The organism is Psychrobacter sp. van23A, from assembly GCF_030845275.1.
Taxonomy (GTDB): domain Bacteria; phylum Pseudomonadota; class Gammaproteobacteria; order Pseudomonadales; family Moraxellaceae; genus Psychrobacter; species Psychrobacter faecalis.
Genome location: NZ_CP132595.1, coordinates 2215756 through 2239149, shown reverse-complemented (window position 1 = coordinate 2239149; position 23394 = coordinate 2215756). Strand labels below are relative to the sequence as shown.

Annotated in this window: 20 protein-coding genes and 2 tRNA genes; 13 read left to right on the top strand and 9 right to left on the bottom strand. The window is 44.6% G+C overall.

The features are described from left to right. Nucleotides 1-27: 27 nt before the first annotated feature. Both rsmD and mrdA read right to left on the bottom strand, forming a co-directional pair. Nucleotides 28-714 carry a 16S rRNA (guanine(966)-N(2))-methyltransferase RsmD gene (gene rsmD, locus RAH45_RS09445; RefSeq protein WP_198328736.1) on the bottom strand — a complete coding sequence of 229 codons (687 nt, stop codon included), beginning with the start codon at nt 712-714 and terminating at the stop codon, nt 28-30. A 79-nt stretch (nt 715-793) separates the two neighbouring features. Beyond that, a complete protein-coding gene (gene mrdA / locus RAH45_RS09440; protein WP_198328737.1) occupies nt 794-2785 on the bottom strand; it encodes a penicillin-binding protein 2 in 1992 nt (663 codons plus the stop codon). 592 nt (nt 2786-3377) lie between these two features. On the opposite strand from mrdA, the gene RAH45_RS09435 reads away from it, so the two are divergent. The 6 genes from RAH45_RS09435 (at nt 3378) to adk (ending at nt 10444) form a co-directional block, all read left to right on the top strand. Continuing rightward, on the top strand, nt 3378-4712 hold the full coding sequence (locus RAH45_RS09435) for a DUF445 domain-containing protein (RefSeq protein WP_068407450.1): 1335 nt from the start codon (nt 3378-3380) through the stop codon (nt 4710-4712). 249 nt (nt 4713-4961) lie between these two features. Beyond that, on the top strand, nt 4962-6971 hold the full coding sequence (locus RAH45_RS09430) for a heme lyase CcmF/NrfE family subunit (RefSeq protein WP_102077370.1): 2010 nt from the start codon (nt 4962-4964) through the stop codon (nt 6969-6971). Nucleotide 6972: 1 nt separating this feature from the next. Continuing rightward, complete coding sequence (locus RAH45_RS09425) at nt 6973-7641, top strand: DsbE family thiol:disulfide interchange protein (protein WP_102077371.1); 669 nt, start codon at nt 6973-6975, stop codon at nt 7639-7641. A gap of 104 nt (nt 7642-7745) precedes the next feature. Continuing rightward, nucleotides 7746-8282 carry a cytochrome c-type biogenesis protein gene (locus RAH45_RS09420; protein ID WP_227697963.1) on the top strand — a complete coding sequence of 179 codons (537 nt, stop codon included), beginning with the start codon at nt 7746-7748 and terminating at the stop codon, nt 8280-8282. Further along, nucleotides 8279-9559 (top strand): c-type cytochrome biogenesis protein CcmI, encoded by a 1281-nt coding sequence (ccmI, locus tag RAH45_RS09415; RefSeq protein ID WP_068407443.1) that lies wholly within the window; start codon nt 8279-8281, stop codon nt 9557-9559. Before RAH45_RS09420 ends, ccmI begins: the two co-directional genes overlap by 4 nt. A 228-nt stretch (nt 9560-9787) precedes the next feature. Further along, the gene (gene adk / locus RAH45_RS09410; RefSeq protein WP_068407441.1) at nt 9788-10444 is read left to right on the top strand and encodes an adenylate kinase; all 657 of its coding nucleotides are present in this window, start codon (nt 9788-9790) and stop codon (nt 10442-10444) included. Nucleotides 10445-10651: 207 nt separating this feature from the next. Here adk and secB read toward each other — a convergent pair whose 3' ends face one another. The 4 genes from secB to rsgA form a co-directional block, all read right to left on the bottom strand. Continuing rightward, the gene (secB, locus tag RAH45_RS09405) at nt 10652-11104 is read right to left on the bottom strand and encodes a protein-export chaperone SecB (protein WP_068407439.1); all 453 of its coding nucleotides are present in this window, start codon (nt 11102-11104) and stop codon (nt 10652-10654) included. Nucleotides 11105-11308: 204 nt separating this feature from the next. Continuing rightward, nucleotides 11309-11572 (bottom strand): glutaredoxin 3, encoded by a 264-nt coding sequence (gene grxC / locus RAH45_RS09400; protein ID WP_068407436.1) that lies wholly within the window; start codon nt 11570-11572, stop codon nt 11309-11311. A 293-nt stretch (nt 11573-11865) separates the two neighbouring features. Continuing rightward, nucleotides 11866-12321, bottom strand: a complete 456-nt coding sequence (locus tag RAH45_RS09395; protein WP_068407433.1) for a rhodanese-like domain-containing protein — start codon at nt 12319-12321, stop codon at nt 11866-11868. A 164-nt stretch (nt 12322-12485) separates the two neighbouring features. Continuing rightward, nucleotides 12486-13589 carry a ribosome small subunit-dependent GTPase A gene (gene rsgA, locus RAH45_RS09390; RefSeq protein ID WP_068407430.1) on the bottom strand — a complete coding sequence of 368 codons (1104 nt, stop codon included), beginning with the start codon at nt 13587-13589 and terminating at the stop codon, nt 12486-12488. Between the two features lie 227 nt (nt 13590-13816). Here rsgA and orn point away from each other — a divergent pair, with 227 nt between their 5' ends. After that, the gene (orn, locus tag RAH45_RS09385) at nt 13817-14404 is read left to right on the top strand and encodes an oligoribonuclease (protein WP_068407427.1); all 588 of its coding nucleotides are present in this window, start codon (nt 13817-13819) and stop codon (nt 14402-14404) included. A gap of 174 nt (nt 14405-14578) precedes the next feature. Here orn and RAH45_RS09380 read toward each other — a convergent pair whose 3' ends face one another. Beyond that, nucleotides 14579-15058 (bottom strand): hemerythrin domain-containing protein, encoded by a 480-nt coding sequence (locus RAH45_RS09380; RefSeq protein WP_068407424.1) that lies wholly within the window; start codon nt 15056-15058, stop codon nt 14579-14581. Between the two features lie 60 nt (nt 15059-15118). Here RAH45_RS09380 and RAH45_RS09375 point away from each other — a divergent pair, with 60 nt between their 5' ends. Next, nucleotides 15119-15556 carry a CopD family protein gene (locus RAH45_RS09375; RefSeq protein ID WP_068407421.1) on the top strand — a complete coding sequence of 146 codons (438 nt, stop codon included), beginning with the start codon at nt 15119-15121 and terminating at the stop codon, nt 15554-15556. A gap of 146 nt (nt 15557-15702) precedes the next feature. Here RAH45_RS09375 and RAH45_RS09370 read toward each other — a convergent pair. Both RAH45_RS09370 and RAH45_RS09365 read right to left on the bottom strand, forming a co-directional pair. Then, nucleotides 15703-15779: transfer RNA gene (locus tag RAH45_RS09370), tRNA-Asp, on the bottom strand. A gap of 51 nt (nt 15780-15830) precedes the next feature. Next, nucleotides 15831-15906 (bottom strand) — tRNA-Val (locus tag RAH45_RS09365). A 291-nt stretch (nt 15907-16197) separates the two neighbouring features. Between RAH45_RS09365 and RAH45_RS09360 the strand changes: the two genes are divergently transcribed. From RAH45_RS09360 to RAH45_RS09340, 5 genes are all read left to right on the top strand, one after another. Further along, nucleotides 16198-17850, top strand: a complete 1653-nt coding sequence (locus RAH45_RS09360; RefSeq protein ID WP_369811337.1) for a cardiolipin synthase — start codon at nt 16198-16200, stop codon at nt 17848-17850. Nucleotides 17851-17963: 113 nt separating this feature from the next. Next, a complete protein-coding gene (locus RAH45_RS09355) occupies nt 17964-19442 on the top strand; it encodes a tetratricopeptide repeat protein (RefSeq protein WP_198328739.1) in 1479 nt (492 codons plus the stop codon). Between the two features lie 187 nt (nt 19443-19629). Then, nucleotides 19630-21240 (top strand): 3-deoxy-D-manno-octulosonic acid transferase, encoded by a 1611-nt coding sequence (locus tag RAH45_RS09350; RefSeq protein ID WP_198328740.1) that lies wholly within the window; start codon nt 19630-19632, stop codon nt 21238-21240. A 20-nt stretch (nt 21241-21260) separates the two neighbouring features. Continuing rightward, nucleotides 21261-22022, top strand: coding sequence for a 16S rRNA (uracil(1498)-N(3))-methyltransferase (locus tag RAH45_RS09345; protein WP_305936145.1), 762 nt, complete (start codon nt 21261-21263; stop codon nt 22020-22022). 217 nt (nt 22023-22239) lie between these two features. Then, entirely contained in the window at nt 22240-23379 is a 1140-nt protein-coding gene (locus RAH45_RS09340; RefSeq protein WP_198328742.1) for a Fe(3+) ABC transporter substrate-binding protein, read from the top strand. The last annotated feature ends 15 nt before the right edge of the window (nt 23380-23394 follow it).

Genomic DNA, 23394 nt, shown 5'->3' with positions numbered 1-23394 from the left:
TGTTAATGGCTTTTATTAACCCGACAATTATGATGCTGAAAGCTGATAAAGTCCAGCGACAACTTGCCCAACTTTGGTTTGTTTTAGGCACTCAAAACGTATCAAGCCTTGCGTTATCTCTATTTGCGGCTCAGCGCTTTCGTTGATACTTGCTACCAATTGATCCAGTTGCAGGGTTAAATCTTTATCCGCCTCTAAATAAATCAGCGTTTTTGTGTTGATTAAAGACTGTTTAATAAGTGCTGTCAAAATCGGCTGCCATAAATCTTGCGCATACGGCGGGTCGATAAAGACGATATCAAAATGCTGCTTTATCGTTTGGTTTTGCGTCAGTACTTGCTCGGCGGTGCCTTGAATAATCTGATAGTTACGGGCGTCTAAGCGTAAGTTCTCCGCACTTTTGCGCAGCATAGTGACTTGCGCCGAACTTACTTCGATAAAGGTAGCGTGCGCGGCGCCACGTGATAACGCTTCAAAGCCTAAAACGCCGCTACCAGCGCAGCTATCAAGTACTTGAGCGTCATGAATATCGGCAATCAACCAATTAAACAAGGTCTCACGCAGGCGATCTGGTGTCGGGCGCAAACCTTCGGCATCGATAAAACTCACAATGCGGCGTTTAAACTGCCCGCCAATGATACGTACGTCGCCTGCTGCGGCCTGTTTCGCATGATGGTTGTTTTTTTGCTCACGATGTTTTGAAGATTTTTTCATAATGTTTTTTAGGTATTGCCTTTTGTTCATTTATTCTGAAGTATTTTATTGCTGAACTTTTTATTGTTTAGCTTTGTCATTACTCAGCAGTGGCAGCGCCGGTTGTGGCTGCCGCGCTTTGCGCTTCTTTTTGCTCAGCGAGTGCTTGTTCTTTATCACGTAGGGCGTCACGCATGGCTTTTTCAAAGGCCTTTTGGCGCTTGATAGCTCTTAACTCATCGGCGGTTGGCGGCAAAATAGGGTCGGTTTTACGCTGTAGCATCCAATAATCAAATAAGGCACGACCAATAGGCGCGGCGACAGCACTACCGCCGCCACCATTTTCGACCAGTACCGACAGGGCGATTTCTGGCTCTTCTACAGGCGCAAAACCATTAAACCAAGCGTGATCCCAGTGACGTTTATCGAGGGCCGCTTTATTATAGCTTTTACCTTGGGCAATTGATTTGACCTGTGCGGTACCGGTTTTACCAGCGATGCGATAGCGCGGGGTATAAATGCCACGCCCTGTACCCGCCTTGATCGTTTGTTCCATCGCATCGTGCATACGCGTCCAGTCAGAAGGTTTGCCATTGTAGTCAATTTTGCCATCAGGCTTGCTAATCACGTTAACGGCCGCCGCGCCATCGCTGCTTTTTAATAAATGCGGGGTGATGTGATAGCCTTTATTGGCGGTCATGGCGGTGGCATTGGCAATCTGTAATGGCGTCGCTAAAAAATACCCTTGGCCGATACTGACAGAGATGGTTTCACCCGGTAACCAGCCTTTATCATAGGTGTCTCTTTTCCATTTTGGTGACGGCATAACGCCTGGTTTTTCATTGGGTAAGTCAATACCGGTCTGCTCACCAAAACCAAAGCGCACCATCCAGTCATGAAGGCGCTGAATGCCCATCTCATACGCCAACTTATAATAATAGGTATCGACCGACATCATGATGGATTTCTTTAAATCTACCGTACCGTGGCCACCGCGTTTCCAATCGCGAAAACGGTGCGAATCGCCGGGTAGACTGAAATAACCCGGGTCATAAATGGTCGTTTCCCAATCTCGTAGGCCGTAATGAATACCGCCCAAACCCTCAAAAGGTTTAATGGTCGAGCCGGGCGGATACGTCCCTTGTAGCGCGCGGTTATAAAGAGGCTGATCAAGGTCATCACGCAGAGCGCCGTAGTCCTTAAAAGAGATGCCCGAAATAAAAGGATTGGGATCGTAGCTTGGGTTACTAACAAAAGCCAAAACATCGCCGTTTTTTGGGTCGATAGCGACGATCGCGCCGCGGCGACCATCAAGCTGCTGCTGCGCAATGGTTTGTAAGCCATAATCTAGACTAAGCGTGATGTCATTGCCCGCAATGGGCGCTTTGGTATCAAGTTGACGTAGAATATTGCCATGGGCATCGGTTTCTACCGACTGATAACCGGGCTGTCCGAGCAAGATATCTTCATAAAAATCTTCAATACCAATCTTACCGATAAGATCGGTGCCCGCGTAGCGATCCTTATTAATTTGCTTGGATTCTTTATCGTTAATACGTCCGACATAGCCAATCACGTGGGCAAATAGCTCATCGTAAGGGTACGAGCGCGTGAGTTTACTCTGAATACTGATACCACGAAAAAAAGGCTGACGCTCACTAAACTGCGCCAATTGCGCTTCGGTCAAATCAATTTTGATGGTCACCGGGTCGTTTTTGGTTTTGCTAACCCGTGCCAAAATATCGGTAATGTCTTTTTCGGTAAGATCAAAAATGGGCGCGAGCAGATTTAGCGTGCGCTCTGGATCTTCGACTTCGTCAGGGCTGAGCATAGCGGTAAATACGGGCTGATTGTCAGCGAGAATCACACCGTTACGGTCGTAAATATAACCGCGACTGGGCGGCGCAGAGATGAGCTTGATGCGATTGTTATCGGCTTGGGTAGTGTACTTATCATGAGCATACACTTGCAGATAACCGTACCGCGCGATCAAACCCAACAAGCCCACAAACATAAACAGCCCAAGGATAATAATGCGGCTGGTAAAAATACGATTGACCTGTTCAGTATCGGACGCGAGCGGTTTGTTCATATAAAGTCAGTACCCAGACGATCAGTAAAACGGTCGTTGATAAAGTGATGGTTGATTAAGCACAGATAAATAAAGCCAAGAAAGATACAGTCATTTTTTTGTTTATCTAAAGCGGGGTGAGCATAAAGGATAAGACAAAGTATTTCAATAACATAGCGCGATGATTTATCAATAAAAAGGTCAAATAATTTACTTACCGTCTTCAGCTAGCCAGTAGCATTAAGCAACCGCAAATTATAACAGAACAAACACTTGCGCGCAGTAGGCAGTCGTCTATTTTGTGAGGATCGTTATTGCCATGATCGACAGTGTTCTTTAGCCATTTTTAACATCATTAAATGATAGTAAAGGTTTAGGGTGGTGAGTAGGGCGCAAAACGTGTCATCGCTAGTCACAACTTGCCAAGGCTTGATATGTGCTAATAAATAGCAAGTATGCTAAAATCAGGCGATTTATTTTAGCCACTTATCGCATCTATAGCGTTATTTAATTTAGTGGTTATTGAGGATAGAGCGTTTTTATTGAGCGTTCTTAATCGACTAAGGATATTTGCTTAACAACGACCATCATCACCTCAAGGATAATTAGAGTCATGGATGCAAATTCATTGTGGCAGACGATAGCGGAACACCCCGAGTTTTTTGCTATGTTGACCATTCCACCAGTGACTGCATTTGTCACTTGGATACACGTGTGGATGGCACTCAAGATGCTATTTTATCCGATTAAATTTTGGGGTATTCGGATTCCAAACTTTCCATTCTTTGGTTTGCCGGGATTGGGTTGGCAAGGGATTGTGCCACGTAAGGCAGGCAAGATATCGGGCGTGATTGTTGATCAGACGCTCTCAAAGCTGGGTTCGCTCGATGAGTTTTTTCAGGCGATGGAGCCAGAACAGATGGCGGTATTTATCACCGATACGGTCGATGAAAACCTTGAGAGTTTGATTGATGAGATTATGCTTGACCATTCGCCAGCGCTGTGGGGCAATCTGCCTTATGCGTTAAAGCGCCGCGTCTATGCCCAAGCGCATCAAGAGTTGCCAAATATCATGCAATCCTTGGTGACCGATTTGACCTATCACGTCGAAGATTTGGTCGATATGCGCAAAATGATTGTCAATAAAATGGAAAGTGACCGGCGTTTGATGGTCAATATGTTTTTAAAAGTTGGGCAAAAAGAGATTGATTTTATCTGGCATATCAGTGCTTTGATTGGCCTTGTATTCGGTATTATCCAAATGTTTATATTTTTGGTGGTACCGCAGCATTGGACGGTACCGTTTTTTGCCGCTATTTGGGGATTTTTGACCAACTGGATTGCGATTTGGATGGTGTTTAACCCAGTTGAGCCACGTTTTATTCCGTATGTGAAGTTTTTTGTGCTACAAAGCCGTTTCCCATTTATTAAGCCGCAACTGCCGCATATCGCGCAGTACCGTTTCCAAGGCGGTTTTATGAAGCGCCAAGAGGAAGTGTCTGAGGTTTTTGCTGAGATTGTGGTCAAAGATTTGGTCACTTTAGAAAACATCATGAATGAGATGATGTATGGTGACCGCGCCGCCGAAACGCGTGAGTTGATGAAATCGCATTTGTATAAAGTGTTAGAATCGCCGGTCATTAGTACCACATTGCGGGTTGGACTGGGTCGCCGCGAGTTTGGGCAATTGAAAAATACCATTATCGACAAATCCATCGTCGCGACTATGGTGCCACTGCGAGACCCTGAACTTAATGAAAGCCGTGCCAGTAAAATATTTGGGCTATTTCGCGATCGTATTCGCGCGCTATCCCCTGATGAGTTTCAAAACCTATTGCGTCCCGCTTTTCGCGAAGATGAGATGACGCTGATTATACTCGGCGGTTTGACAGGTTTCTTGGCAGGTTGGTTGCATCTGGTCTTGGTGTTTTTCCCTGCCATGCAGTGAGAAAGGGTTTTTATGTTCTTTACACATATCGCCTACAGAGTGGATACAGAAACGTGACAAGTTGACGCTAATGTACCATGCTGTAAGTCTTCTAAGCTACAATGGCTGATAGCTACAGATGCAGAAAAAAGCATGACAATGACGGCGTAATGTCTAAAAGTAACGACTATTGACTATTCTCAGACGCATTAAAAATACTGCTTTCTAAAATAAACAATGACCGTATTAAGGTAAACAAGGTTAGACCGTATGTTAATCACAGAATTGGGTTATTTTGCCTTGCTGGCCGCCTTTGTATTGGCGATTTTGCAGGTGGTATTACCAACCATGGGTGTCATGAACGACCACGTTGCCTGGCAGCGCCTTGCTCCGAGTTTAGCGTGGGCGCAGTTTGCGGCCATGATTGTCTCGTTTGGGTCATTGATGGCAGGCTTTTATTTTAATGATTTTAGCTTGGTTTATGTCACCCAGCACTCTAATACCTTGTTACCTTGGTATTATAAATTGTCGGCGACGTGGGGCGGACATGAAGGTTCGCTGCTACTATGGATGACCATTATGGCCACTTGGTGTGCGCTGGTCTCCTACTTTAGCCGTGGCTTACCATTGACCATGCGCGCCCGCGTACTGGTAATATTGGCTGGCGTGCAAGTGATGATGCTGGCGATGTTAATCTTTACCTCATCACCGTTTGATCGCACTTTACCAAATTTACCCGTCGATGGCGCCGATTTAAACCCTCTGCTACAGGATTTTGGTTTGGTTATCCACCCGCCGATGCTGTATATGGGCTATGTGGGTATGGCTGTGCCATTTGCATTTTGTATGGCAGCATTATGGGAAGGACGTTTGGACGCTGTCTGGACCCGCTGGTCGCGTCCATGGGCACTGGCTGCATGGGGCTTTTTGACCGTTGGTATCGCACTTGGTTCTTGGTGGGCTTATTATGAGCTTGGCTGGGGCGGTTGGTGGTTTTGGGATCCAGTAGAGAACGCCTCATTGATGCCTTGGTTAGCTGGCTTAGCTTTACTGCATTCATTAGCCGTGACCGAAAAGCGCGGGGTCTTTAAAGCGTGGACCATTATGCTGGCCATTTTTGCTTTTGCCTTGAGTCTTTTGGGCACCTTCCTTGTGCGCTCAGGCGTCATTACTTCGGTGCATTCGTTCGCTGCCGACCCAACGCGCGGTCTGGTTATTTTAGTCATTCTGGGTATTATCGTCGGTGGCGGGCTGTTGATGTTTGCCGTACGCGGTTGGCGTCTGACGGTTGAAAGTCAGTATCAGCTGATATCGCGTGAATCATTTTTAGTCATTAATAACGTGATTATTTTAATCTCAACCTTAGTCGTACTGCTTGGTACGCTATATCCTATCATCGCTGACTCCTTTAATTTAGGTCAGGTCTCTGTTGGTCCTCCGTACTTTAATGCGCTATTTGTACCTTTGGCTTGGCTGTTATTAGTAGCGATGGGCATGGGTTCTAATATTCGCTGGAAAAAAGACAGCCGTCCGCTCTTAGGCGCCGGTATGGTCATTGCGGTCAGCAGTTTATTATTAGCAGCGATTATTGCCTACTTTGTTAGCCCGTCTGATATGTTAAATATTGGCGTGACGCTGGCGGTTAGCTTTTGGGTTTTACTTTGGATGGCAGTCGATTTTAAAGACAAAACCAAAAACGCCCCAAGTTTCTTTAAAGGACTACGTCAGCTACGTTTGAGCTACTGGGGGCAGCAAACTGCTCATATTGGCGTAATCGTCGCCGTCATCGGGGTGGCGTTTACCAGCACCTTGAGTGTCGAGCGCGATGTGGCATTGGGTGAAAATGAAACTGTGCACGTACAAGGCTACGACTTTGAGGTCAAAGATTTTCATGAAGTCAGGGGCAGCAATTTTGATGGTATGCAAGCACAGGTTGAGGTGACCAAAGAAGGTCGCGCGGTGACAACTTTGTATCCGGAAAAACGTACTTATATTATTAGTGGTATGCCAATGACCGAGGCGGCAATTGATGCCAGTCTCATGCGTGATGTCTATGTAGCGCTGGGCGAGCCTATCGCAGAAGACAGTAATAAGTGGGCGGTACGTATTTATGTCAAGCCGCTGGTGCGCTGGATATGGCTTGGGGCGATTATCATGGCCTTAGGCGGTCTGCTAAGTATGCTCGATAGCCGTTATCGTTTTAAAAAGGCTAAGGCATCAACGCAAACGGCAGCCAACAAAGCAGGATTTATTACCGAAGCTCACGTAGGGGAGAAGTAACATGAGTCAGTCAAATAATTCTTCCCAAAAAGCGCCTGACAATAAAGGTGATGCAAACCACAAAACGACCAAGACCATGAAAAAAAGCCAAATAAAGATATGGTTTTTGATTCCGCTGATTGTGTTTGTTGGTTTTATTATTATGCTGTACCTGCGTTTGGGTCAGCCGACGGATATCGTCACCAATACTGCGCTTGAGCGGCCGGTACCGTCATTTGAGTTGCCATTATTGTCCGATACTAGCCGTATGATGACCAATGACAATTTGCCCGAACAACCATTTTTGATGAATATTTGGGGCTCGTGGTGTCCAACTTGTATCATTGAGCATCCTTTTTTAATGCAATTAGAGGAACGCGGGGTCAATTTGGTTGGCGTTAATTACAAAGATGACATCGGTGATGCGCTAGGATATTTAAATCGTGGCGGCGATCCATTCTCCATGTCTATTCAGGATTTATCTGGGCAATTTGCTTTAGATTTAGGCTTAACTGGCGCGCCTGAAACCTTTGTGGTTGATGGGCAAGGTATTATTCGTCAGCATATTGTTGGTGAGATTAATGAAAGCAACTGGCAAAGCCGCATCATGCCCTGTCTGATGGTGCTCAATGAAGCGGATAAGAAAAATGTCAGTCCCGATCCTAGTCAGGTTCAGGAGGTGTGTAAATGAACGCCATACCTTTAACAGTGATGTCATCAAAAAGCACGTCATCAAAAAGCCTGTCAGCACAAAGCATAAAACCAGCAAATTTTATAATAAAGTTAGCCGGCTTAATGCTTGCGTGCTTGCTTAGTTTTATCCTCAGTTTCAGTGCGCATGCTGCCATTGACGTTTATGACTTCGATTCGCCGCAGCAAGAAGCGCAGTATCGCGGACTTATCGAGGAGCTGCGTTGCCCCAAATGCCAAAACCAAAATTTGGCAGGTTCTGATGCGCCCATCGCACAAGATTTAAAGCAAAAAACGTACGACATGATCAAAGAGGGTCGTAGTGATGCTGAGATACGCGCTTATATGCAAGAGCGTTATGGCGACTTTATTACTTACAAGCCGCCTGTGCGCCCATCGACTTGGATACTGTGGTTTTTTCCGCCATTATTATTGATTGTGCTAATCATTGGCTGGTTTTGGCAAAGTAAACGTAGCCAGCGCGTGGCGCGCGGTGAAAGTGCGATTAATATAGACAGCGCCGCAGCGTTATCGGCGGCAGAAAAAGCGGAGCTTGATCGTTTATTGTCGCGTAGCAATAGCAATAGCAATAGCAATGCTAAAAGCGAAGCTGTTATCACCAGTACAGAGGACAAAAAATGACCCTATCTTCTACTTTTGGCTTATTTATTGCCCTAAGCTTATTTATTGCGCTGCTACTGGCCGTTATCGCTATCATGCCATGGCTACGCGCCTCACGCTTGCGCGACAAGCCCGTTGACAACCAACTGCTAGACATCAACGTTGCCGTATTCCGTGAGCGTCTAACAGAGCTGCAAACCGATAAAGACAGCGGCACCATCGATGACGTCCATTACCGCAATCAAAAGCTCGAGCTTGAGCGCCAATTACTGGACGCGCAGCGCACAGTCACGCCCATGGTAGCGCCAAGTTACAAAAGTCGTTTGATTATCATGATATGGGTGCCGGTATTGGCAGGATTGGCTTATTTTTTAATCAGTGACCGTACGTCAGTATTTGACTTATGGGTGGCTGAAGATAAAGTCGGACAAGTGGCAGATGACTTATTGACTGGTAAAATCGATCAGCCGCCTGCTTGGGCGATTGAAGACGGTACGCAGCTTATCAGTGCCATGCAGACCAACGTCTATCGTCATGCTGATGATCCTGATCGCTGGATGCGTCTGTCTGAGCTGTTTTTATCATTAGAAGCAACCGACTCAGCGCTTGAAGCCTTATCGCGTGCTTATCGTTTGTCGCCAGGCAATGAAGAGATCGCCACCACTTATGCGCAAATCAGCTTTTTTGCCAATAAAGGCCAGCTCGATGCCAATAGCCGCCGCGTCTTACAAGACGTACTGGCAAAAAATCCACAGCATGAAGGCGCCCAAATGCTGATGGCAATGGGTGAGGCGCGTGGCAATAATTTTGAGCAAGCACAAGGATGGATTAAGCGTTTGCGCGCCAGTATTGCCGCCAAACCGGGCGACCATAGCCAAGCGCTGGCAAGCCTTGATGAATTGAGCGCCAATGTCAGCGCTCAGCAGCAGCAGGCATCTGAGGGCGTTGAGGTTACGGTCTCTATTAATGCAAGTTTGCTACCATTAGTAAAAGCAGACGATGTGTTATTTGTCGCTATTCGTGATGTCAAAGGTGGGCCACCGTTCGCTGCCAAGCGTTTACCGATTAGCGTCATTAAACAGGGAGAGGCGACTATTAGCCTAAGTGATTTAGACGCCATGATGCCTGAACGTACGCTTGCGTCTGCTCGAGGCGATAAAGTCCAGCTTGCTGTCATTGCGCGTATTAGCCATAGCGGCACCGCCGATGCTGAATCCGGTGATTTAACCGGTAATCCTGTTGTCATTAGCGCTGACCAAAATCAGGTCAATGTGGCGATTAATCAACAAGTTCCTTGATAGATATATTGTAAAAATTGAATACTTAGTAAATGTGCGCCGTCATACTTTTGGCGGCGCACAACCCGCACAATCTTATCTGATGAACAGATAAGTCATCGTAACTTGCCGCATCAAGACTAAAAATACTTGAGCTTTTGAAAGCCACAAGGTAAGGTAAGCTCTGCAACCCACCAATCCCTAAGTTTTATTAGTCCCAAAATCCTATCTATTAAGGAGAGTCGTATAATGATGCGTATTATTTTGCTAGGTCCACCAGGCGCCGGTAAAGGTACCCAAGCCCAGTTCATCTCTAAAGAGTATGATATCCCGCAAATCTCAACAGGTGATATGCTACGTGCCGCCATCAAAGAAGGTACTGAACTTGGCAAACAAGCAAAAGATGTGATGAACGCTGGTGGTTTGGTTTCTGATGATCTTATCATTAACCTCGTGCAAGAACGCATCGCCAAGCCTGATTGTGTCAACGGCTGTATTTTAGATGGTTTTCCGCGTACCATTCCACAAGCCCAAGCGCTTGCTGATGCCAACGTAGCGATTGACCATGTGATTGAAATCAGCGTGCCTGATGATGAAATCGTTAAGCGCCTATCAGGCCGTCGTCAGCATGCTGGTTCTGGTCGTGTTTATCATATCGACCACAATCCACCTAAGGTCGAAGGTATCGATGATGTGACGGGCGAGCCGTTGATTCAACGCGAGGACGATAAAGAAGCGACCATTCGTGATCGTTTAGCGACCTATCAACAGCAGACCTCTGCTTTGGTTGGTTACTATCAAGAAAAAGCAGCTGAGGGCGGCGATGCTCCTAAATATGACAAATTCGATGGCACCCAAGGCATTGATGATGTTAAGCAGCAAATATTATCGGCACTAAAAGGCTAAAGTTTTTTAAACGTCGCCGATAGACGTGTTGATTAACCGTTATATTCAAAACCCTGCCGCTTGTTATTAATAGCAGCAGGGTTTTTTAGTGCGTAAAAGCAAATACTAAAAAACGTCCATAAAAAAGCCGCTTACTTAAATTCAGTAAACGGCTTTTAGATACTATTGTTTAAATGCAGCTTAGCTCATACTTTAGCAGATTAAAACTTACGCGTTACCTTGGGCATCAACTTGCGCTTGCTGCTGGCTTTGCGCGTATGCTTGGTCAAAGTTGACTGGTGCAAGCAATAACTGCGGGAAGCTACCACGCGTAACGATGTCGCTAATCACTTCGCGTGCATATGGGAACAATACATTCGGGCAATAAGCACCCAAGATTTGACCGATTTGGTCTTCTGGAATGTCTTTTAATAAGAAAATGCCCGCTTGATGCACTTCGGCGATAAATGCCGCTTCTTCAGCGTTTTTGGCGTTGACACTGACCGTCAATACTACTTGATAATGATCGTCATCAAGCTTTTCAGCGTTGCTTGATAGATTGATATCAAGCTCAGGGTTCCATTCTTTAGTAAATACAGCGGCGCCTGGGACTTCAAGTGACATGTCTTTTACATAAATGCGTTCTAGTGCCAATTGTGGTTGTGCTTGTTCTTCAGCCATGGTCATTCCTCTAAAAGTTAATCAAATAATGGGGCAGATTGTCATTGTAACAACATATCATTGTAATATAAATGCAGACTAAGGTTTGAGATTTATCTCAAGGTCTTTTACGCAGTTTTTTTAAATGTTTTTTATCACAACGCTTTATTCTTAACGCTGTCTATTTTTACACAATAAAAATAGACAGAAAAGGACAATAGCAAATTAACCGGCTAATAGCTCGTCAAGCTTGCCTTGTTGGTTCATTTGGTTAAGCTCGTCAAAACCACCGACAAAGGTATCACCGATGAAAATTTGCGGCACAGTGCGATAGTTATTGGTCTTTTGCATCAAAGCTTGGCGCTCTTCGCGGCTGATGTCATGCATGCCGATTTCTTCGTAATCAACGCCTTTAGATTGTAATAATTGCTTAGCGTTTGAGCAGTATGGGCACATTGGAGTGGTATAAACTTGCACAGAAACAGTCATGGTCATTCCTTATTTATAAATTTATGGGGGAGCAATTTTGTTATAAGTAATAGGATAAATAGTAAGATAAAAAAATTATAGGGTAGTCATTAATATAATCCGTTATCAATACGTAAATAACCCCTATATTTGCTGCTGCTCCGTATAAAATGGGGATGGCTATGGCAAATTCAAGCAGTGTTGGTTAAAAAGTGCTGACGGTAGCATAGTTAGCGTATAAAAAAAGACACCTGATAAAGAGGTGTCTTTTTAATTGGTACTGCTGGTCAATAAGACCAGCTATTAATATTGTCTTACTTATGCAAACTTGGCTTGGCTTTGCCTTTGTTTTTAGACTTAGTATCTTTTAACCCAACCAATGGCATACCAGCGCCTTGCCAGCCGCCGATACCGCCCTCTAGGCGATAGACATTGTCTTTGCCAATCATTTGGACAGCAGCACCTGCTTGGATACCCATATCACAGACGATGATGACTGGCTGCTCAATCGCACGAATTTCCTCAATGCGGTCTTTGAGTTCAGTAAAAGGTATGTTGCGGCTGCCTTGGATATAACCAGTTTCAAATTTCTTTTTGGCGCGAATATCGATCAGCTGCGCATTTTGCGAGTTGACCATCATACCCAAGGTGTTGGGCGATATTTTTCTGCCACTACGTTTGTTTTCAATAGCAAAAAACAGCACGGCAAGCACGGCTAATATACCAAATAAAAACGGGTGGTTGCCCACAAATTCCAGCGCACGATCCAAACCATACCTCCAAAAATATAAGTGTTCGGTCAAACTGAGATAACAGCCCAACGATGGTGAACAAGGCGCTATTATACCGATAAGGTCATCTATAGTAAACGGGCGATGGCTTCGTCGTTACTTTATCTCGTCGTTCCTTTATCAGTAACCTTTAGACATATCTGCTAATAAGGCTTAGTATCCGCCTCTTCTGTTAGCGTGACAAGGTTTTCGACCCGGCGCTGCAACACTTCGCCGTCCGCAACCGCTTGCCACAAGGCGCAGCCTTTACTGTTATGGGTATGGCGACAATCGCGGAACTGGCAATCACCTGCCAGTGGCGCAAGCTCGATAAAGCCTGAGATAATATCATCAGGCGTTAAATGCCAAATACCGTACTCACGAATACCAGGGGTGTCGACAATGCCGCCTTGGGTTAAGTCATCTGGATTAAATGGTAATAAGCGACTGGTGGTGGTGGTATGTTGACCGAGCTTTGAGTTTTCAGAGATAATATTGACGCTTTGTGCTGATTCAGGTAATAAGGCATTAATTAAGCTGCTTTTACCGACGCCTGACTGACCAGCAAAAATAACCAGTTTTTTATCGATATAGCGCTTTAGCTCATCAAGCCCTTTTTGCTCGTCACTATCAGCGATGTTTTCAGGGCATGCAACCGAGGTCAGTACGCTCTCGTAACCAAGCGCCGCGTATTGTGCCAATAATTCACTGGTATCGACGCCGTTTTCTTGCGCCAGTAGATCAGCTTTATTAAGTACCAATAGTGGCTTTACGCCCGCATGATGACAAACGACCAAATAGCGATCAATCAATGTCGGCGCAGCGGCAGGCAAGGGTGCAAATACAATGGCCAAAATATCAACATTGGCGGCGACAGGTTTGAGCTTATGATAACGGTCAGGACGCGAAACGAGCGAGGTGCGGGGCTTGACGGATTCGATACGTCCAAAGCCGGTATTAGGGTCTGCAGTCCAGCGTACTTGGTCGCCCGCTGCTAGCATGGGCAGATTGGTACGCACATGACAGCGCCAAATATCGCCTAACGTTAATTCCTGCCAAAACGGCTCAGGATCATCAGGCGCAATCTCCGGCTGCACAGGAATTACTGCCGGCAAGCTGGTCACTTGTACTTCTAGCTGCTTACCATAATGCGCCATGACCACGCCATCCATCAAACTGTCATCGATGCTGTCTTGGCTATCAAGCTGTTGTTTGTCGATGCGACGAATCTGTTGTTTAGTCAGTTTGCGTTGCCGGATTAATGCCATGGGTTGTGACCTATTAGAAAAATATTGCTAAGTGTAGCGTGAAAATTTGCTAACATACAGCCTAAAGCGCCGCTAGCAGATAGTGGTTTTGTAATGTTTTCGTTTTATTAGGCATTATAGCCAACCAAGTGCAAAGCATATGATTTTAGCCTGACCATTTAGAGTCAGTTTAATTGATTAACAAGGCTCATAAGTTGTGCCAAAGTTTATTGACCATAGGATATTTTATGAGTACCGACGACCATCCCAATAAAATTAAAATCAAAAACCAAGGTAAAAAAGGGTTGGTGTGGATTGACCTAGAAATGACCGGACTTGATACCTTAAATGATGAGATTATCGAGATTGCGACCGTAGTGACCGATGAGGATTTAAACGTCCTTGCCGAAGGACCTGTTTTCGCAATCAAGGTATCCGATCAAGTGTTAAATAAAATGGATGACTGGAATACCAAGCAGCATGGCCAGTCAGGCTTGGTCGACCGCGTGCGCCGTAGTACCGTGACCTTAGCAGAAGCAGAAGCGGAAACCATTAAGTTTTTGAATAAATGGGTCGATAGTGGCAAGTCGCCGATGTGTGGTAACTCAATCTGCCAAGATCGCCGCTTTTTAGCCCGCCAAATGCCCGAGCTTGAGCGCTTCTTCCATTATCGCAACCTTGATGTGTCGTCGATTAAAGAGCTGTGTTTCCGCTGGCGTCCAGATATTTTAAGGAACTTTGAAAAAGGCGGCAGCCATTTAGCCTTAGATGATATTCGCGATTCTATTCGCGAACTAAAACATTATCGTCAGCATTTCTTTAAGTTGATGCCTTAACGTCATGTTTAAAGATTGGTGCCTTAAAAATCAATCTTTAGAAATAACCATTTAAGAACAAGTAAAAAGCCCGTTAACGAAACGAAAGCCGAAATATGGCTCGTTTCTTTGCGGGCTTTTTGTTTCAATGATACTTTGAATGAAAGCTTATTGGGATAATCCTTTAAGAGTATATTAGCGACTCTCATCAGGTCGCTTAATGCTATCAGGGCTGGCTTCATAAACCGCATCTAATTCTGCTTCCGACAAATATTTTTCTACCGTCGGGTATAACTCGCGCTCTTCAAAGCGAATATGGTCGTATAATAGGGTGCCAAGCTCATGAACTTGTGCCACGCTGACCTCTTTATTGCCAGATTTTTGCGATTGTTCGACCATATTTATCAGTTGATGTAATTGCTTATGCTGTCCATCAAGGGTATTGAGTACTGACGCCACATCGGATTCAGTAGCGCGGTACGGCTCTAGCGCATTAGCAATTAAATTGTCTTCAATTTGGAAGTGATAAGCCATATCGTTAATATAAGAGGTGAGATTGTCCCAATGTTTGGCAATTTCTTTGGGTTCATCCAAGCTTTCTTTGGCATGGCGAGACAGATTAAGCCCAAGATGGTGTTGGCGTGACAGCGGCTGCAATTGATTGGCGCGTTTCATAATTAAATACCTTAATGCTTCGAGAAGTGATGATTGATTAATTATTTGGAGTAATACTCTATGTTCAACTATCTTTTAATTTTGCATTTACTCGGGGCTGCAATTTGGACAGGTGGTCATTTAATACTAGCATTAGTGGTGTTGCCAAAAGTGCTATCTTCACGTAATTTAGACGCATTGTTACAATTTGAGGGGCAGTTTGAAAAAATTGGTATGCCGGCATTAGCCATTCAAATCATCACTGGATTATGGATGGTATATAAGATATTACCTAACATAGAGATGTGGTTTGCCTTTGATAATGACATCAGTGTCTTGATTGGTATAAAGCTGAGTTTGTTATTACTGACGGCACTAGTCGCGATGCATGCGCGCTTTTGGGTCATACCACGCTTATCCGCTAATAATTTGAATGGGTTTGCCATCAATATTATTCTGGTGACGTTATTTTCAGTGGCGTTCGTCGTGGTTGGTACGCTGTTCCGTACGGGATTTTAAAGAGAAGTTTTTAGATAAAATGATATAGGCTAAGTAGCAATTAATAGCTAATACAAATCAACAAACACAAAAAAACCTCAAGTAAATGAATACTTGAGGTTGAAACTTTGTACTTAATAATGCAATTAAAAACCAAGTTTTAAATATGGCGCAGCGGACGGGACTCGAACCCGCGACCCCCGGCGTGACAGGCCGGTATTCTAACCAACTGAACTACCGCTGCTTAGGTCGTCTTTAGCATGTCGTCTTCTAAAAGACCCACTCGCTAAATGAGTGGTGGGTGATGACGGATTCGAACCGCCGACATTCTGCGTGTAAGGCAGACGCTCTACCAACTGAGCTAATCACCCTTGCTGTGGGTGTGTATTATATACATTTACACATGGCTGTCAAATATTATTTTAAGTATTTTTAAAATTATGGCTAATAAATTTTATTAACCGTCACATTAAGCCGTAATTAGGGTGTTTATAGACCATATAACCGCTACATAGTTGGCTATTGCGTGCTCGCTAAAAGCCACTATACTGATAAAGCTTTTTGCATCTAACGAACAATACGTCTACTTATAGGGCGTCTACTTAATAAAACAGCGGGCTAATAACTAATTAATAGATGAATGATTTGAGTGATATAGGGTCATGGAGGTGAGCATAGATAATTTTAATATAGAAGCTCTGTCTATTGAAGACTACTTTACGACATGGTCGGTAGGAGACTTTGCGGGATTGGGTTTGATATTGCACGTGATTTTGATGATCGTCATGACCCTGCGTATCGTCTCGGTACAGCGCAATATCGGGGTATCGATTGCTTGGGTTGCCGTGCTTTATACTTTGCCTTTGGTTGGCTTTATTGCTTATATCTTATTGGGTGAGCCGATGATTGGGCGGCGTTATCGTGCGCGTATGAATCAGGCGCGGCTACTAATGAATGATATGGCTAAGCGTGAGCAAATGGTGTTTGATGAAGGTCAAGAGCTGCTACCCGATAATTATCGTGGGGTCAGTAAAATCGGTACGCGCTGGACAGGTTTTGGGGTGTTTCCCGGCCATCAAATGCAATTATTGACCACACCGAGTGCGATCTTTGGGCGCTTGATTGAAGATATTAATGCCGCTCAGCGCATTATCCTGATGGAGTTTTATATTATTTATCCAAAAGGTCAGATACTCGACGTCATGGATGCGCTGATGGCAGCGGCGCGGCGCGGCATAGAGTGCCATATTTTGGCGGATAGTGTGGGCAGTTTTAGCTTTTTTAATAGTAAACAGCATCGCATGTTAGAAGAAGCCGGGGTTTTTGTGCATCAGTCGCTACCGGTTGGTTTGTTTAAAACCCTATTTAAACGCTCAGATTTGCGTAATCATCGCAAAATTATCGTCATTGACGAACATATAGGCTATATCGGTAGCTTTAACTTGGTAGATCCAAAGTTTTTTAAACAAAATAAAAATGTCGGTCAATGGATTGATGTGGCGATACGCAGCGTCAGTCAAGAGCCGATAAATATTGCCACAGCGATGGCAAAAGTAGTGGTCACCGATATTGGCGCAGAAAATAAAGACAATCTCGATGCGCTCAATCACCGCGTGAATAACTATACGCGTAAGCTTTATGTCATGAGTCCGACTATTAATGATATCAATAGCCGCGTTAAAGTATTAGACGAGATTAGCGATACAGATGAGCTACCCGAGATTGGGTCGACATCGATTGTGATACCGCGTATGCCAGTCGTTGAGAATGTGTTAGCGCAGCTGATACCTTCGGCGCCGCAAGTGACGGCGCACGTGATTTATAATACCTTGGTGACGGTGATTCATCGCGCCAATAAACGCATTCGCATTACCACGCCGTATTTTGTCCCCGATGAAGCCTTGTCAGGGGCGTTGACTACGGCGGCTAAACGTGGGGTTGAGGTGACGATTATTGTGCCCGAAAAGGTAGATTCATTTTTGGTGCAGCATGCCTCGCAAGCGTATTATCAAGAGCTACTCGAAGCCGGGGTAACCATTGCTTTATTTAAAGGTGGACTGCTGCATGCTAAAACCGTGGTTATTGACGATGATTATTGTCTGTTTGGTACGGTAAATATTGATATGCGCAGTTTTTATTTAAATATGGAGGTCAGCTTAGCGATTTATACGCCAGAAATGGTCGCGCAGGTTGCTGATTGCCAAGAAGTTTACTTGCAGAGTTGTCGGTTTTTAAGCTTAGAAGAATGGCAAGAGCGCCACGGGGCAGAGCGCTTATTTGATAATGTGGTGCGCTTATTTAGTCCTTTATTGTAGCGCTTTTGATTTTAGGTTAAGGTAAACTACTTATTTTTATTACCATCTTATTTTTATTATGATTTGAAATGTTGGTTTTCAAAACGCTCAACTTTAAAAGATAGGCTCGCCTTATGTCTGCATCGCCCTTAACACCGCTTGATTACATCGCAGCAGGCTATTGGCAAGATTTTTTAGCTGGCCGTTTTGTTGCCGGCGGCATGGCTTATGAAACGGAATTGCATCGATGCACACTCGATGAGTCGCTGGCAAGTTTACAGCGCGTAGATACTTTGCTGTCGCAGATACGCCGCGATATGGTTAGGTCGGGCAGCTGGGATGAAGCGGCGCTATTAATAGATGAGCGCTATCGTAATTTTATGGTATTTTTGGCATTTTATGCCGGGCGCGTATTGGCACAGCAATGGCAAAATACGCCGCATTGGTTCGGTGAGTTTGAGCTACGTAAGCGCTATCCGGCCTTACCGCTACTGACCGATGATTTTTATCAGCATATGGCCGTAGTTTATCGCGATGATGGTGAGGTTAATAATCAGTTTAATATGACTGACTCGCTATTTTTTGCTTTAGAGCCGATAGGACTGCGGCTGTTTGGTCATATTGATAGAGCGTTTCAAGCAGTGCAAGGTGGTCAAGTGGCAAGCGGGCTATATCAAGCAGTGAGTGCAAGACTACCAAACGCCATTGATAATACCCATATATTACCCGTAGACAGCGCACCACCTGCTGATAAAAACGTGACTGAAGTAGGAACGACTCAGCATAACAGACAAGACATTTATACAAATCGTGTTAATAGTAATGCTGATAACGGGCTGCAAACAATACCTGAAGTTGTCCAAACAGAGGCGGTATCAGCAAAGCCTAATTTATCGACCGCTTCATTAGAAAGCTCCACTGTACAAACTATAACGGCAGAAACTGCGTCAGTAGCATCTTCACAAGCAGCGTTAAAAGAAGTTGCAGTAAAACCAACAGTAAAACCCGCACCAACTCCAGAACTTTTTACTCAATTGCTGATAGAGCTTGATGAAATAGACGTCGCCCAAAGCGCTGGCAAGACAGAGTATGAGCAAGCCCGTAAAGTTTTAGATCAATTTGAGCAGCATATTGCTAAGCAAGAGAAACCGCGCGCGCAAGTTATGTTTTCAGCAAAGCATTTGGTAGCAAAGCAGCAAGCCCTAACAAGATTGCAAGACGCTGCCCATGCAGGTAATAGCGCGGCGATGCTACGTTTGGCGATGTATGAGCTGCTTAGTGAAGGAATAAATACGGATAAAGTGGCTGGTATGGAAGTAGGCGTAGAATGGGTTCAGAAAGCCGCGAGCAAAAACGACAGCCGTGCCCAGCGCCTATTAAGTAAGCTCTACTATCAAGGATTTGGCGTGCCGCAAGATATGACTAATGGGAAATACTGGCTTGAGCAAGCGGCCAAAAATGGTCATCCAGAAGCGGCCAGTTTGATGAGCCAATGGCGGCAAGCGCAAACGTTAATCAGCACACAAAAACAAGAGCAGCATAGCCTCAAACGTTATCAGCTATTGTTTGCGGTAATCATTGTTATTGCTATATTAATCTTCATTATTGTCTAAATACTTATTTTAAATTCTAGCTCTTAAATCCTCGTTTTTAAATCTTTGTTTCTGATAGCAAGTGCTTTAAAACTATTGTTTAGCATTAAATTCAGGTAGAATTGGCGCGTTTTTTATTGGCATTTTTTATTGTCATTTTATAACGTCACCTCCTATCGTCCGATCCATTACTAATCTGGGCTTCTTCATGCCATCTTCTGATAATTCCTTACCCTCTTTTGATAAGTCGACTCAGCCGATACAAAGCCGAGCTGTTTATAAGCCGCCTGTTTATTACCAAGTAACGATTGGGTTGCTAAAACCGCTCTATCGTCTGCAAGTATGGCGCCGCTCGCATAAGCGTGATAATTATCAGCAAGAAGTCGAGCAGCGTTTTGGTAAGCGCTATCCTGCGCCGCCTGTACCTAATGCCAAAGTTAAACCTAATGCGACTGCCAACGAAAATGGCAATCTTAAAGAGAGCAATGGCAAAAAAGTCATTTGGTGCCATGCGGTCTCTTTAGGCGAGACCAATACTGTCGCGCCTTTGCTGGATGCGCTATTGGCAAAAGGCTATCAGATATGGTTGACCAATACCACGCAGACTGGATATGCGCGCGGTGCCAGCCGCTTTGCCGATGATATTGCCCAAGGTCGCTTAAGCCATAGCTATGTTCCTGTCGATAGCCCTGCGGTGATTGAGACATTTTTAGGACATGTACAACCCGTCGCCGCCCTGTTTGTAGAAACCGAGCTTTGGGCCAATATCTTAACCAAACTGTCCGAGCATCATATTCCAAGTGTTTTGGTCAATGGACGGCTGTCGGCGTCTTCTTTTAAAAGCTATCAAAAAATTGGCGCTGTCAGTGCCAGTATGATGAAGAATTTGAGTTTGATTATTGCGCAGGATAATGAATCGGCAAAACGCTTTCGGCAATTGGGCGCTCATAGCGCGCAAATTCGGGTGGCAGGTTCGCTAAAATGGGTAATCAATACGCCAAAGCCAAAAAATGACAATAACAATGACGATAATATAAAAACAGCTGAAATAATAAACGATGGCGCAGACTTGGACTTAGATTTAGGCATAGCAGATCGTCCGATTTGGGTGGCAGCAAGCACCCATAGCGGTGAGGAAGAGATCGTATTATCATGGCAGCAGCAAATCCTATCTAACCCTTTATTAGCTAATAGTTTGCTGATTATCGTGCCAAGACATCCAGAGCGTTTTGATGAAGTGGCAGAGCTGATTGAAAAATCAGGATTGGCGATGGCGCGGCGTAGTGCTGAAGATGCCATTAGCGCAAATACTCAAGTCTATCTCGCTGATAGTATGGGTGAGTTGATGCGCTGGTATGCGCTTGCCGATGTGGCATTGGTAGGCGGCTCATTAGTCGATATTGGCGGACATAATCCCGTTGAGCCGGCAAGCGTAGCAACGCCAGTATTGATGGGTGCTTATACCCAATCTTGTCAAAGTGTGGTTGATAAGCTTGCTAGCGTTGGAGCGTTATATCAACCAAATAATGTGTTTTATAGCGCGATTAGTGCGAATGGCCAAGTATCTCAGCCGCTATTACAGCCGCATCGCTCTGAGAGTAAACAATCTTCTTCAGATGATGATGACAATCTTCTTTATCAGCAGCTAAAGTATTGGCTCAGTCATCTATCCTTAGCAAAACAGGCAGGGCGAGCGGGTGCAGCAATGACCGAGCAGCAGCAAGCAGTCTTGCATCGGCAGCTATCGATGATTGAAGGTGTTATTGAACAATACGCTCAACCATCTTTTGAGCAAGACCTGAGCCAAGACGTGAATTAACAGCGGATATAAGTGACGCTATGAACTGTATATTATTACCAGCGACCAACTTTCAACATGATAACGCGTCTGCGTATATCAATGATTTGGCGCAAATTGCTCATGTGAATAAAGTGCTAAATGCCCAAGTAGGCGATAGGTTGAAAATTGGTCAGCTTGGTGGTCAGCTTGGTAGCGCTATCATTAAAAATATTACGCCTGACAGTATTCAGCTAAGTGATATAAAGCTGATCATCAATCCGCCACCAAAGCTTAATCTTACGGTGGTGTTGGCATTGCCACGGCCAAAGGTGTTACGCCGCCTAATCATGGATATGACCGCACTCGGCGTTAACGATATTATTCTTATCAATAGCTACCGTACGCAAAAAAGCTATTGGCAAAGTCCAATGCTAGCTCGCCTTGACGAGTTTGTGTTAGAAGGGTTGCAACAAGGCGTGGACACAATTGCGCCGCGCATTAGCCTGCAAAAACGCTTTAAACCCTTTGTCGAAGATAAGCTTGCAAGTTTAATCACCAATCGCGCTATCGTTGCTCATCCTTATAGCGCGCTGTCATTTGCGCAATATGTCCAGCAACCACTGGCAAAACCTAAGACAGCTCATGAATCGGTTTTACCAAGTATGGTATTTATCGGTGCTGAAGGTGGCTGGAATGATTATGAGATTGAGTTGCTTGCTGAGCAAGGATGTACGCTAGTTAATATCGGGCCACGCATCTTACGTACCGAAGCGGCGGTCAATGTCATTTTGGGACAATGGCTGCTACAAGGTCGAGATTAAGCTCAGGCAGATACATAAATCATTGATATCTTGTTAAAAATTAGACCAGTTTATCGGCACAGCAGGGCCAGATAAATGTATTGATAATTAATCTCATTTCTATTAGTATAATGTGTCTTAGATATTAAGGTCTTATTAATCCCGCTGTTTAATCATTTTCTAATGATTTTAATGTCGTCTTATCTCACTTATCCGTAGCACCATTATGGGGAATGCCATGTCATTAACTGCTATCAGTGCAAATCTATCTTCTAGTAAGCTTACTTTACCTATTGCTGTATTTAGCATGATGTTGGGTCTTGCGGGCTGTAGTAACTCATCGACGCCAGAAGAAAACGTAGATGCTGACACTACAACCACTGCTGAACAATCTGGCACTGAGCAAGAAGTGGCGAAAAATGATGACGCAACGGCCGCTGGTGGGCAAACCGTTACTATTTACTCATCACGTAATGAGCAGTTGATTAAACCGTTATTGGATAAATATACCGAAAAAACAGGCGTTAAAATTGAGCTGGTCACCGATAAAACCGGCCCATTGATGGCGCGTCTGCAAGCGGAAGGTAAAAACACGCCTGCGGATATGTTATTAACCGTTGACGCGGGTAATTTATGGCAAGCAGCGGAGCAGGGCTTATTGCAACCTGTGTCTTCTACTATTTTAGAAACCAATGTTCCTGCTAAATACCGTGATCCAAAAGGTCAGTGGACAGGTCTGTCTTTGCGCGCGCGTACAATTTTTTATGATCCAAGCAAAGTTAGCGCCGACCAACTATCTACTTATGCAGATTTGGCCGATCCAAAATGGAAAGGCAAACTTTGTCTGCGTTCATCAAAAGCTGTTTATAACCAATCATTGGTTGCAAGCATGATGGAAAATCTGGGCGAAGAAAAAACAGAAGAAATTATTCGTGGTTGGGTAGCTAACTTAGCAACAGACGTCTTTAGTGATGATACCAGTATGTTAGAGGCGATTGCCGCTGGTCAGTGTGAAGTGGGTATTGCTAACAGCTATTATTATGGTCGCCTGCTTGATGAAAAACCAAATTTCCCTGTAAAAATATTTTGGGCGAACCAAGGTACGACTGGTACTCATGTCAACATCTCTGGCGCTGGGGTTATCGCTAACTCAGACAATCCAAATGGTGCGCTTAAATTGATGGAGTGGTTATCTTCTGATGAGGCGCAAGGTCTTTATGCCAGTTCTGATAAAGAGTATCCTGTAAAAGTAGGTATCGATGAGTCAGAGCTACTCAGATCTTGGGGTCCGTTTAAACAAGACAGTATCAGCGTGCAGAAGTTTGGTGAGCTACAAACCCAAGCCATTCAAATGATGGATAAAGCGGGTTATAAATAACAGGCTACAAGTCGC